Below are 12,394 nucleotides of genomic sequence, written 5' to 3'. Positions count from 1 at the left end.
CCTGCGGGCTCCAAGCGGGTTTTCCGCTCTCTACCAGACAAGCCCTTCGCTGTCGAGATATGGCGCTCGTGGTCCTTTGCGTATACTGCGCAGATGTTTTCCCCAACGGCTTTGCGTCCGCGGTTCGCCAAATGGCTGATCGCAACCGGACTCTTCCTGATGCTCAGTGGCTGTGTTGATAAACCCAACACACTGGAGCGCATAAAGGAGGATGGTGTGCTGCGGGTGGTTACCCGAAACAGCCCTGCCACCTACTTTCAGGATCGCAACGGTGAAACCGGCTTCGAATACGAGCTGGTGAAGCGCTTCGCCGACGATCTGGGGGTGGAACTCAAGATCGAGACCGCCGACAACCTTGACGACCTGTTCAGTCAGGTGGGCAAGCCTAACGGCCCGGTGCTGGCTGCTGCCGGTCTGGTCAGCAGCGAGCAACGCAAGCAGCAGGTACGGTTTTCCCACTCCTACCTGGAAGTCACCCCACAGATCATCTACCGCAACGGCCAGTCACGGCCGACCGACGCGGGTGACCTGGTTGGCAAGAAGATCATGGTGCTCAAGGGCAGCACCCACGCCGGGCAACTGGCGGAGCTGAAAAAGAAATATCCCGGCATTGAATACGAAGAGTCCGACGCGGTTGAAGTCGTCGACCTGCTGCGCATGGTCGATGAAGGTCAGATTGATCTGACCCTGGTCGACTCAAACGAAGTGGCGATGAACCAGGTCTACTTCCCCAAGGTGCGGGTAGCCTTCGACCTCGGTGACGCCAGCAACCAGAGTTGGGCCGTGGCCTCTGGCGACGACAACAGCTTGCTCAACGAGATCAACGCCTACCTCGACAAGGTGAAGAAGAACGGCACCCTGCAACGCCTGAAAGACCGCTATTACGGGCACGTCGATGTGCTCGGCTACGTCGGCGCCTATACCTTCGCCCAACACTTGCAGCAACGGCTGCCCAAATACGAACAGCACTTCAAGGCGTACGCCAAGAAAGAGAAAGTCGATTGGCGCCTGCTGGCCGCTGTCGGCTATCAGGAATCGTTATGGCAAGCGGCCGTCACGTCGAAGACCGGCGTGCGCGGCCTGATGATGCTGACCCAGAACACGGCGCAGGCCATGGGCGTGTCCAACCGGCTCGACCCCAAGCAAAGCATCATGGGCGGCGCCAAATACCTGGCCTACATGAAGGATCAGCTGGACGAGTCGATCCAGGAGCCGGATCGCACATGGTTTGCACTGGCGGCCTACAACGTCGGCAGCGGTCACCTGGATGACGCGCGCAAACTGGCGGCGAAAGAAGGGCTGAACCCGGACAAGTGGCTGGACGTGAAGAAGATCCTGCCGCGGCTGTCTGAGAAGAAGTGGTACAGCAAGACGCGTTATGGCTACGCCCGTGGCGGCGAGCCGGTGCATTTCGTGGCGAACATCCGTCGTTACTACGACATCCTGACGTGGGTCACGCAGCCACAGCTTGAAGGCAATCAGGTGGCCGAAGGCAACCTGCATGTGCCGGGGGTCGACAAGACCAAGCCGAATCAGGAAACCCCGCAGCTTTAAATCTGTGTTGCTGTTGAGGACGCCTTCGCGGGCAAGCCTCGCTCCAGGTCAGCGACGAACACACAATTATCGTTCAACCCGGACCTGTAGGAGCGAGGCTTGCCCGCGAAGGCAGCGCCTAGGTCTTAAGCCTTCAACGCCGCAGCCAGGATCAGCGCTTTCATTTCGGACACGGCCGACTTGAAGCCCACGAACAACGCATGGGCCACCAGCGCATGGCCGATGTTCAGTTCGTTGATGCCCTTGATCGCGGCCACCGCTTCAACGTTGTGATAATGCAGGCCGTGACCGGCATTGACGATCAATCCCTGAGCCAGGCCAAACGCTACGCCATCCGCCACACGTTTGAGCTCTTCAGCCACTTCGGTCGGCGTCTCGGCATCGGCATATCGACCGGTGTGCAGCTCGATAGCCGGCGCCCCCACACGACGGGATGCTTCGATCTGCCGCTCGTCCGCATCGATGAACAGCGACACTTCGCAACCAATCTTCGCCAGGCGATCCACCGCAGCCTTGATCCGCGCTTCCTGCCCCGCTACGTCCAGCCCGCCTTCGGTGGTCAGTTCCTGACGGGTTTCCGGGACCAGGCAAATGTGCGCCGGGCGGATGCGCTCGGCGAACAGCATCATTTCTTCGGTGACGCCCATTTCGAAGTTCATGCGGGTTTGCAGCACGTCCTTGAGCAACAGCACGTCGCGCTCCTGAATGTGCCGGCGGTCTTCGCGCAGGTGCACGGTGATGCCGTCAGCGCCCGCCTCTTCCGCGTCCAGTGCTGCCTTGACCGGATCCGGGTAGCGAGTGCCCCGGGCCTGACGCAGGGTGGCAACGTGGTCGATGTTCACGCCAAGAAGAATGCGATTGCTGGTGGTCACGGAAGCGCTCCTGAAGATAGGGAAGTTCGGTGCACAGCATACGGGGTGATCAGGGCTTGCGAAACAGTTCGCGACTGACCAGCGGACGACCGCCCAGGTGAACGGCCAACGCCTGGCGCATCAGACGTTTGGCAGCGGACAATGCGCCGGGCGCGGTCCAGTCGGCGTCGGCCATGGCCAGCAGTTCGGTGCCGTTGAACAGACCGGGTTGCAGCAAGTACACCTGCTCCAGGCCGGCGTCCACTTGCAATCGGTAAAGTCCGTCCGGGGCGATGGGCTCGCCGTGGATGTCGGTGGTCAGGGCGAAACCGTAACCGAGGTCGTCGAGTAACCGCCATTCGAAAGATCGCAGCAACGGCTCCAGTGGACGACCTTCGGCCAGCGCGAGCAGCGTCGCGGCGTAGTGATCGAAAACACCTGGGTGCGGGTCTTCGGCGGGCAACAGGCGGATCAGCAGTTCGTTGAGGTAGAGGCCACTGAACAGAGCCTCACCGATGAGCCATGTAGAAGTACCCGCACTTTCCATGCGCCCGACATTCTTCAGCTCGCCACGCCCGCGAAACTCCACTTCCAGCGGCACGAAAGGCCGGGCCAATGTCCCGGCCTTGCCTCGCGCGCTACGCAAGACCGCCCGCAGCCGACCTTGCGGCGTGAGGAAGTCCACCAGCGCGCTGCTCTCGCGGTAAGCGCGGCTGTGAAGCACGAAAGCGGGTTGGCCGATGGGCTGGGACATGGAGTTCTCAATGACGGAACGCAGTTTTACAAACAACCCAAAACCAATGTGGGAGCGAGCCTGCTCGCGATGAGGGCATGACATTCAACATTGATGTTGACTGGCAGACCGCTATCGCGAGCAGGCTCGCTCCCACAGGGTTTCTTTGGTGTATCAGAAACCGAGACTTACAGGTCGCCGTAACCCAGCGAGCGCAGAGCGCGCTCATCGTCGGACCAGCCGCCTTTCACTTTCACCCACAGGTTAAGCATGATCTTGGAGTCAAACAGCAACTCCATATCCTTGCGCGCCTCGGTGCCGATGCGTTTGATCCGCTCGCCCTTGTCGCCAATGATGATCTTCTTCTGGCCGTCACGCTCGACGAGAATCAAGGCATGGATGTGCAGGGTTTTGCCCTGCTGCTTGAACTCTTCGATTTCGACGGTGATCTGGTACGGCAGCTCGGCGCCCATCTGGCGCATGATTTTCTCGCGCACCAGTTCTGCGGCGAGGAAGCGGCTGCTGCGGTCGGTGATCTGGTCTTCCGGGAAGAAGTGATCGTTCTCCGGCAGGTAGCCCGCAATCACGCGCTCCAGCGCTTCGAGGTTGTGCCCGTGCTGGGCCGAGATCGGCATGATCTGCGCGTTCGGCAGCTGTTCCTGCAACCAGCTCAGGTGCGGCATCAGTTCGGCTTTGTCTTCGATGCGATCGGTCTTGTTCAGCGCCACGATCAGCGGGCCGGTCACGTACTGGACGCGTTCGAGAACCATCTGGTCTTCATCGGTCCACTTGGTGCGGTCCACCACGAAGATCACCACGTCGACGTCTTTCAACGCCGCCGATGCGGTCTTGTTCATGTAGCGGTTCAAGGCCTTTTCGCCGCCCTTGTGCATGCCCGGGGTGTCGACGTAGATCGCCTGCACGGCGCCTTCGGTCTTGATGCCCAGCATGTTGTGGCGGGTGGTTTGCGGCTTGCGCGAGGTGATCGCCAGTTTCTGACCCAGGATGTGGTTCAGCAGCGTGGACTTACCCACGTTGGGACGGCCGACGATGGCAACATAGCCACAGCGAGTTGCAGTTGAATCAGTCATTGCCATTCTCCACACCCAGGGCAATCAGTGCTGCGGCGGCCGCTACCTGTTCGGCAATACGACGACTCACACCCTGACCTCGGCTTTTTTCATTCAGTAAGGTGATTTCACATTCGACGAAGAACGTCCGGCAATGCGGCTCACCCTGGATATCCACCACTTCGTAACGCGGCAGCTCGCAACCACGCGATTGCAGAAATTCCTGCAGGCGGGTTTTTGGATCTTTGTTGGTATCGACCAGCGTCAGGCCTTCGAACTCACCGGCCAGCCAGGCCAGCACGCGCTCGCGCGCCATGTCCATGCCGGCGTCCAGGTAGATCGCACCGATCAGCGCTTCAAGGGCATCGGCCAGAATCGACTCGCGACGGAAGCCGCCGCTTTTCAACTCACCGGAGCCCAGGCGCAGGTATTCGCCCAGGTCGAAACCGCGAGCCAGTACGGCCAGCGTCTCACCTTTCACCAGCCGTGCGCGCAAACGCGACAACTGGCCTTCGCGAGCCAGCGGGAAGCGATCGAACAGCGCCTCGCCAGCGACGAAGTTGAGGATGGCATCACCGAGGAATTCCAGGCGTTCGTTGTTGCGCCCGGCAAAGCTGCGGTGAGTCAGGGCCAGGACCATCAGTTCCTGATCCTTGAAGGTGTAGCCGAGCTGACGCTCTAGACGGCTTAAGGAGACGCTCACGGTTTACCCACGCTGAGTTCGTGGCTGGATTCCACCGCCATGGCCGTGGTGCGGCGCAGGCTTGGGACAATTAACGCTGTGTTCAAAAATTACGTCCTGAATATCAGTGTTTTCATGCGTCTGGCGCCGATTGTGGCGGTTCCAGAAATGCATTCGGCGCTGTGTTCAACAGCGCCGTGTGTGATTACTTGATCAGGCCAACCCGCGAGAAATTCGGCAGGTGACTGAGTTTGGGTTCCGGCCAGCTCATCCAGACTGCGAAGGCCTTGCCGACGATATTCTTGTCGGGAACCATGCCCAGCAGATCCTTGGGAATGCTCGGGTCATCCCAATAGCGACTGTCGTTGGAGTTGTCGCGGTTGTCGCCCATCATGAAGTAGTGCCCGGCCGGCACGGTCCACGAATGGTCCGGCGTTGCGCGGTAACGGCTCATTTCCTTGCGGATCAAGTGCTCGGCCACGCCGAGTTTTTCCTTGTAGAGCTCTGCACTGCCCAACGTGCCCGGCTCGGAGCCGACCAGTTGTTCGGCAATCGATTCGCCGTTGACAAACAGACGCTTGTCGGCGGTGTAACGAATCTGGTCACCCGGCAGGCCCACCACACGCTTGATGTAGTTGACGTTCGGATCGCTCGGGTAGCGGAACACCATCACATCGCCGCGCTGCGGATCACCGACTTCGATGACTTTCTTGTCGAGCACCGGCAGGCGGATCCCGTAAGAAAACTTGTTCACCAGAATGAAGTCGCCAACGTCCAGGGTCGGTTTCATCGAGCCGGAAGGAATCTGGAACGGTTCCACCAGGAACGAACGCAGCACCAGCACGATGAACAACACCGGGAAGAACGACTTGCCGTATTCGACCAGCAGCGGCTCTTTGTTCAGTTTCTCGACGACCACCATGTCAGCCTGGCTGACGCTCCCCTGATAGGAGTTGATGGCAGCCCGGCGCCGAGGCGCCAGGAACAGTAGATCGAGCAACGCCAACAGGCCGCAGACGAACACGGCGATGACCAGCAACAGCGGGAAATTTAGTGACATAGGACCTAACTATCCAACCTGAGCACCGCAAGGAAGGCTTCTTGTGGAATTTCCACGTTGCCGACTTGCTTCATGCGTTTTTTACCGGCCTTCTGCTTTTCAAGCAGCTTTTTCTTACGGCTTACGTCACCGCCGTAGCATTTGGCCAATACGTTCTTTCTGAGAGCCTTGACGGAGGTCCGCGCAATGATCTGCCCGCCAATGGCGGCCTGGATCGCGACGTCGAACATCTGGCGCGGAATCAGTTCTTTCATCTTCTCGGTCAACTGGCGACCTTTGTAGTGCGCGTTATCCTTGTGCACGATCAGCGCCAGGGCGTCGACCTTGTCACCGTTGATCAGCACATCCAGTTTCACCAGATTAGCTGATTGATAACGGTCGAAATGGTAATCCAGCGAAGCATAGCCGCGGCTGGTGGACTTCAGACGGTCGAAGAAGTCGAGGACCACTTCGTTCATCGGAATATCGTAGGTCACCTGGACCTGGGACCCGAGGAACAGCATGTCGTGCTGCACGCCACGCTTCTCGATGCACAGGGTAATGACGTTGCCCAGGTGCTCTTGCGGCACAAGAATGTTGGCCCGCACGATCGGTTCGCGCATGTCTTCGATCGAGGACAGGTCTGGAAGCTTCGACGGGTTGTCGACGTAAATCGTTTCACCGGTTTTCAGCAACAGCTCGAAAATAACCGTCGGCGCTGTGGTGATCAGGTCCAGGTCGTACTCGCGCTCCAGGCGCTCCTGGATGATTTCCATGTGCAGCATGCCGAGGAAGCCGCAACGGAAGCCGAAGCCCAGGGCGTCGGAGCTTTCCGGGGTGTACTGCAGGGACGAGTCGTTGAGCGTGAGCTTTTGCAGGGCTTCACGGAAATCTTCGAAGTCGTCGGAGCTGACCGGAAACAGGCCGGCGTAAACCTGCGGCTGAATGCGTTTGAAGCCTGGCAGCACGTCAACGTCTGGCGTGGAGCTCAAGGTTAGGGTGTCACCGACCGGTGCACCGTGAATGTCCTTGATGCCGGCAATGATGAAGCCCACTTCGCCGGCCTTCAGGTCAACAGTGGCGGTGTGTTTCGGGTTGAAGACACCGACGCTGTCCACCAGATGGATCTTGCCGGTGGATTTGACCAGGATCTTGTCGCCCTTGCGCACGCGACCGTGGCGCACACGTACCAGGGAAACAACGCCCAGGTAGTTGTCGAACCAGGAGTCGATGATCAACGCTTGCAGTGGATCTTCATAGTTGCCGGTCGGCGCAGGAATGGTCTTGACCAGACGCTCCAGCACTTCGTCGACGCCCAGACCGGTCTTGGCACTGCACTCGACCGCGTCGGTGGCATCGATGCCGATGATTTTTTCGATTTCTTCTTTGACGCGGTCCGGATCAGCCTGCGGCAGGTCGATCTTGTTCAGGACCGGCATGACTTCCAGGCCCTGCTCGATCGCCGTGTAGCAGTTGGCAACCGACTGCGCTTCAACGCCCTGACCGGCATCGACCACCAGCAACGCACCTTCACAGGCCGCCAGCGACCGGCTGACTTCGTAGGTGAAGTCAACGTGGCCCGGGGTGTCAATGAAGTTCAGCTGGTACTTGATGCCATCGCGGGCGGTGTAATACAAGGTGACGCTGTGGGCCTTGATGGTGATCCCGCGTTCACGTTCCAGGTCCATGGAGTCCAGCACCTGGGCTTCCATTTCGCGCTCGGCAAGGCCGCCGCACATCTGGATGAAGCGATCGGCCAGCGTCGACTTGCCATGGTCAATGTGGGCGATGATGGAGAAATTGCGGATATGACTCAAATCACTCACGGATCAACACTCAAAAAGGCTGCAGGCATAGCCCGCCGAAAAATAGCCGGGAATTGTACCTGATCCACGGCGCAAGCGTCACGTTCGCAGGTCAGACGGCACCTACAAAAACGCCCCGGTCTTGCGACAGAGGCGTTTTTTGTGACCGGCGGGGTCGGGAAAAGCCCGCGATCAGCCAGCTCGGCGCAACAGCCAGACACCGGCCAGGGCACAGACGCCGGCCGGAACCAGCACCGCAAACAGCGGCGAGAATCCGAATACCAGGCTCGAAGGCCCCAGCAAATCCTGGACGATGCGGAAGGTGAAGCCGACCAGCACGCCAGTGAACACCCGCTGACCGAGGGTCACCGAGCGCAACGGACCAAAGATGAAGGAAATCGCCATCAGTACCAGCGCTGCGGTCACCAGCGGCTGCAACACCTTGACCCAAAACGCCAGCCAGTAACGGCCATTGCTCAGCCCCTGGTCTGCCAGGTAGTGGATGTAACCCCACAGGCCGCTGATCGACAGGGTGTCAGGCGACATCACTACCGTGCTCAGCAGTTGTGGACTCAAGGCCACATCCCAACGCTCGTCGGCGGCGGTGACCACTTCGGTGCTCTTTTCATGGAACACCGTGGTGGTGACGTCGCTCAATTGCCAGTGATCCTGATCGAACTTCGCCCGCTTGGCGAAGCTGGAGGACAGCATATGACGCTCATTGTCAAAACGATAACGGGTGACGCCGTACAGCAGGCCGTTCGGTTGCACAGAGTTGACGTGAATGAACTCGTCACCCTGGCGATGCCACAAACCATGCTTGGCGCTTTGCGCATCGCCGCCGCCCTGAGCCAGGGAACGGTTGGCCTGAGCAGTGACTTCGGTGGCCGGCGCGACGTATTCGCCGATCAGCACACCCACGACCATCAGGACCAGCATGGGCTTCATGACCGCCCAGACGATCCGGCCAACCGACACACCGGCAGCGCGCATGATGGTCAGCTCACTGTGGCTGGCCAGGCTGCCAAGGCCGATCAGGCAGCCAATCAGTGCCGCCATTGGCAACATGTCGTACAAACGACGTGGCGCGGTCAGCAAGACGTAGCTCAAAACGTCCGTCAAGGTGTAGGTATCGCTGACATCACTCATCTCATCGATGAAGGCAAACAGCGTCGCCAGGCCAAGAATAATCCCCAGTACCGCCAGGATTGCGACGAATACGCTGCTACCGATGTAGCGATCCAGCTTAACCACGGGCCACCTCCAGTGCAGCGCGGCGACTCGCCATCTTCAAGCGCAACGGCTCCCAGTAGAGCAAACCCAGGCCTATGGCCAGGAAAATCGCGTGCACCCACCACAACCCCAGCACCGGTGGAATCTTGCCTTTTTCGAGGGCGCCGCGCGCGGCAATCAGGATGCTCAGGTAAGCCATATAAAGAAGAATCGCCGGCAGCAGCTTGAGGAAACGGCCCTGGCGTGGATTGACCCGCGACAGCGGCACCGCCATCAGGGTCACGATGAACACCAGCAACGGCAGGGACAGGCGCCATTGCAGCTCAGTACGCGAGCGGATGTCATCGCTGCCGATCAAGGAACGGGTGGTCATCGCATCGCGGTCGGTGACTTCGTCGCTGACGTCCGGCTTGGGCAGCAATACGCCGTATTCCTCGTATTTAATCGCCCGGTAGTCGGCCTGCCCCGGGTTACCGTCGTAGCGATAGCCGTTGTCGAGAATCAGGTAGCGGTTGCCGTCAGGGCGGATTTCCTGACGGCCCTTCTCGGCCACCAGCACGGAAATCCCGCGATCCTTCTGATCGGAGTTGGTATTTTTTTGTGAAATGAACACACCGCCCAGATTGATGCGGTCATCCGACAGCTGCTCGGTGTAGGTCACCCGGGTCCCGTCGCGCAGCGCCTGGAAGCGACCCGGCTCCAGGGTATCGAACTCGGTCAGCGCATCCTGCTTGTTCAGCAGCAGCTGGAACTGATTGGCACCTTGTGGCGCCAGACTCAGGCTCAGCCAGGCCACAACCAGCGCAACCAGCGTGGCCGGAAACAGCGTCATGGCAAGCAGACGCTGCTGGCTCATGCCGGTGGCCGACAACACAGTCATTTCGCTTTCGAGGTACAGGCGACCGTAGGCCAGCAGTATCCCGAGAAACAGGCCCAGCGGCAGGATCAGCTGCAGAAAACCCGGCAGACGAAAGCCCATGATCAGGAACAGGGAGCCCGGATCCAGCAGGCCCGAGGCCGCCTGGGCGAGGTATTTGATGAAGCGCCCGCTCATGATGATGACCAGCAGCACGGCGCTGACGGCGCTCAAGGTCAACAGGACTTCGCGGGACAGATAACGGAAGACAATCAAACCAGACACTCCAGGGTTGTCAGGCTAAGGCGGCCAAACAAGCAAACGTATCAGGCAGCCCACAGGGCGGAGCCGCCGAAAAAGTTGGCGCATTATCCTGTGATTGGGTGCGCCTGTCACTGCGCATGCTCAAGCAGGCGGGTAATGCGTTGAAGATCGTACAACCGAGGGTTGTCAGGCGCAGTGAGCGAGGTTCAAACTGCGGCCTTTGTCGCGGGCCGTGACCTGCGTCTTTCTATCTATAAGCAAGCGTCTGTGCGCCGCCGTTTTGCCCGCGCACGTTGACCATTAATTCAGGGACCCGGACATGGAACTGGTTGTAAAAAGCGTTAGCCCAGAAACGTTGAAGACCGCCACTCTGGTGGTCGCCGTCGGCGAAGGCCGCAAGCTCGGCGCCGTGGCAAAACAACTCGACGAACTGAGCGGCGGCGTCATCAGCGCGGTACTCAAGCGCGGCGACCTGGCCGGCAAAGTCGGCCAGAGCCTGTTGCTGCACAGCCTGCCGAACCTCAAGGCCGAACGCGTTCTGCTGGTCGGCGTGGGCAAGGACGAAGAGCTGGGTGACCGCCCGTTCCGTAAAATCATCGCCGGCGTCCTCAACACCCTTAAAGGCCTGGGCGGCACCGACGCCGTGCTGGCGCTGGACGAAGTCGTGGTCAAAGGCCGCGACAGCTACGGCAAGACCCGCCTGCTGGCCGAAACCCTGGTGGACGGCGAATACACCTTCGACCAGTTCAAGAGCCAGAAGGCCGAACCGCGCTCCCTGAAGAAAATCACCCTGGTGACCATCAAGGCTGCACAGGCTGAAGTCGAGCGCGCCGTGGCCCACGCCACTGCGATTGCCAACGGCATGGCGTTCACCCGCAACCTGGGCAACCTGCCGCCGAACATCTGCCACCCGACATTCCTCGGCGAACAAGCCAAGGACCTCGGTAAAGAATTCAAAAGCCTGAAAGTCGAAGTCCTTGATGAGAAGAAGATCAAGGACCTGGGCATGGGCTCGTTCTACGCCGTCGGACAGGGCAGCGCCCAGCCACCTCGCCTGATCGTCATGCAATACAACGGCGGCAAGAAATCCGAGAAGCCTTACGCCCTGGTCGGCAAAGGCATCACCTTTGACACCGGCGGCATCAGCCTGAAACCGGGCGCCGGTATGGATGAAATGAAGTACGACATGGGCGGCGCTGCCAGCGTGTTCGGCACCCTGCGCGCCGTGCTCGAGCTGAAACTGCCGATCAACCTGGTGTGCATCCTGGCGTGCGCCGAGAACATGCCGAGCGGCAATGCTTCGCGCCCTGGCGACATCGTCACCACCATGAGCGGCCAGACTGTTGAAATCCTCAACACCGACGCCGAAGGCCGTCTGGTTTTGTGCGATGCACTGACCTACTCCGAGCGCTTCAAGCCGCAAGCCGTGATCGACATCGCGACCCTGACCGGCGCTTGCGTCGTTGCCCTGGGTTCCCACACTTCCGGCCTGCTGGGCAACAACGACGAGCTGATCGGTCAACTGCTGAGCGCCGGCAAGGCTGCCGACGACCGCGCCTGGCAACTGCCGCTGTTCGATGAATACCAGGAGCAGCTGGACAGCCCGTTCGCCGACATCGCCAACATTGGCGGCCCGAAAGCCGGCACCATCACCGCAGCCTGCTTCCTGTCGCGCTTCACCAAGAACCTAAACTGGGCGCACCTGGACATCGCCGGCACCGCATGGACCAGCGGCGGCAAGGACAAGGGCGCCACTGGCCGTCCGGTTCCGTTGCTGACCCAATACCTGCTGGACCGCGCCAAAGCCTGAAACCGATGACCTCGGGCGGCGTCACTCTCGGGTGACGCCGTCCTTGGCTCAGGAACCGCAATGACCAAAGTCGACTTCTATATCCTGCCCAGCGCCGATCCGTCGGCACGGCTGGATTTCGCCTGCAAACTCACTGAAAAAGCCTGGCGCATGGGCCACCGCATCTACCTGCATTGCAGCGATGCCGCCCAACGCGAGGATCTCGATGCACGTTTGTGGGCCTTCAAGGGTGAAAGCTTCGTGCCTCACGGGCCTGCCGAAAGCGAACCTGAGGGTTTGATTGTGCTGGGGCTGGGTGATGACTGCGGTCCGCATCAGGATCTGCTGGTCAATCTCGACCTGAAAGTGCCGGTATTCGCCAAACAGTTCGCCCGCGTGGCGGAAGTGGTGGTGGAAGACCCGACGATTCGTGCGGCCGCGCGGGAGAGTTTCCGTTTCTATCGCGAACAGGGCTATCCTCTGCAAGATCACCGATTACAGCGACTCTGAGCATTCCG

The 12,394-nt window shown here is 60.0% G+C and carries 11 protein-coding genes; 3 read left to right on the top strand and 8 right to left on the bottom strand.

Annotated elements, in window-relative coordinates:
• Nucleotides 1-93 precede the first annotated feature (93 nt).
• Complete coding sequence (gene mltF, locus ACYZTY_RS03735; protein ID WP_461957357.1) at nt 94-1,554, top strand: membrane-bound lytic murein transglycosylase MltF; 1,461 nt, start codon at nt 94-96, stop codon at nt 1,552-1,554.
• A gap of 125 nt (nt 1,555-1,679) precedes the next feature.
• Here the strand turns inward: mltF and pdxJ are convergent, their stop codons facing one another.
• The 8 genes from pdxJ to lptF all read right to left on the bottom strand — a co-directional run bounded on the left by pdxJ (nt 1,680) and on the right by lptF (nt 10,099).
• Complete coding sequence (gene pdxJ, locus ACYZTY_RS03730; RefSeq protein ID WP_461957356.1) at nt 1,680-2,426, bottom strand: pyridoxine 5'-phosphate synthase; 747 nt, start codon at nt 2,424-2,426, stop codon at nt 1,680-1,682.
• Nucleotides 2,427-2,475: 49 nt separating this feature from the next.
• On the bottom strand, nt 2,476-3,159 hold the full coding sequence (gene recO / locus ACYZTY_RS03725) for a DNA repair protein RecO (RefSeq protein WP_461957355.1): 684 nt from the start codon (nt 3,157-3,159) through the stop codon (nt 2,476-2,478).
• A gap of 167 nt (nt 3,160-3,326) precedes the next feature.
• Entirely contained in the window at nt 3,327-4,229 is a 903-nt protein-coding gene (gene era, locus ACYZTY_RS03720; protein WP_059403406.1) for a GTPase Era, read from the bottom strand.
• Entirely contained in the window at nt 4,222-4,911 is a 690-nt protein-coding gene (gene rnc, locus ACYZTY_RS03715) for a ribonuclease III (RefSeq protein ID WP_010463056.1), read from the bottom strand. The genes era and rnc overlap by 8 nt, the downstream gene beginning before the upstream one ends.
• A gap of 184 nt (nt 4,912-5,095) precedes the next feature.
• Entirely contained in the window at nt 5,096-5,950 is an 855-nt protein-coding gene (gene lepB / locus ACYZTY_RS03710) for a signal peptidase I (RefSeq protein ID WP_367372863.1), read from the bottom strand.
• Nucleotides 5,951-5,955: 5 nt separating this feature from the next.
• A complete protein-coding gene (gene lepA, locus ACYZTY_RS03705) occupies nt 5,956-7,755 on the bottom strand; it encodes a translation elongation factor 4 (protein ID WP_461957354.1) in 1,800 nt (599 codons plus the stop codon).
• Between the two features lie 171 nt (nt 7,756-7,926).
• Complete coding sequence (lptG, locus tag ACYZTY_RS03700; RefSeq protein ID WP_461957353.1) at nt 7,927-8,988, bottom strand: LPS export ABC transporter permease LptG; 1,062 nt, start codon at nt 8,986-8,988, stop codon at nt 7,927-7,929.
• Nucleotides 8,981-10,099 carry an LPS export ABC transporter permease LptF gene (gene lptF / locus ACYZTY_RS03695; RefSeq protein WP_461959247.1) on the bottom strand — a complete coding sequence of 373 codons (1,119 nt, stop codon included), beginning with the start codon at nt 10,097-10,099 and terminating at the stop codon, nt 8,981-8,983. The genes lptG and lptF overlap by 8 nt, the downstream gene beginning before the upstream one ends.
• Before the next feature lie 307 nt (nt 10,100-10,406).
• On the opposite strand from lptF, the gene ACYZTY_RS03690 reads away from it, so the two are divergent.
• Nucleotides 10,407-11,897 (top strand): leucyl aminopeptidase, encoded by a 1,491-nt coding sequence (locus tag ACYZTY_RS03690; RefSeq protein ID WP_461957352.1) that lies wholly within the window; start codon nt 10,407-10,409, stop codon nt 11,895-11,897.
• 60 nt (nt 11,898-11,957) lie between these two features.
• A complete protein-coding gene (locus tag ACYZTY_RS03685; protein ID WP_131062823.1) occupies nt 11,958-12,386 on the top strand; it encodes a DNA polymerase III subunit chi in 429 nt (142 codons plus the stop codon).
• The last annotated feature ends 8 nt before the right edge of the window (nt 12,387-12,394 follow it).

The sequence above is a fragment of the Pseudomonas sp. LB1P83 genome (assembly GCF_054897885.1).
This window is presented reverse-complemented; position numbering and strand designations above follow the sequence as displayed.

What these genes read in the sequence shown, in the direction of transcription:
- mltF (WP_461957357.1), top strand. Translation starts at nt 94, where the DNA reads ATGTTTTCCCCAACGGCTTTGCGTCCGCGGTTCGCCAAATGGCTGATC.
- recO (WP_461957355.1), bottom strand. Translation starts at nt 3,159, where the DNA reads ATGTCCCAGCCCATCGGCCAACCCGCTTTCGTGCTTCACAGCCGCGCT.
- era (WP_059403406.1), bottom strand. Translation starts at nt 4,229, where the DNA reads ATGACTGATTCAACTGCAACTCGCTGTGGCTATGTTGCCATCGTCGGC.
- lepB (WP_367372863.1), bottom strand. Translation starts at nt 5,950, where the DNA reads ATGTCACTAAATTTCCCGCTGTTGCTGGTCATCGCCGTGTTCGTCTGC.
- ACYZTY_RS03690 (WP_461957352.1), top strand. Translation starts at nt 10,407, where the DNA reads ATGGAACTGGTTGTAAAAAGCGTTAGCCCAGAAACGTTGAAGACCGCC.
- ACYZTY_RS03685 (WP_131062823.1), top strand. Translation starts at nt 11,958, where the DNA reads ATGACCAAAGTCGACTTCTATATCCTGCCCAGCGCCGATCCGTCGGCA.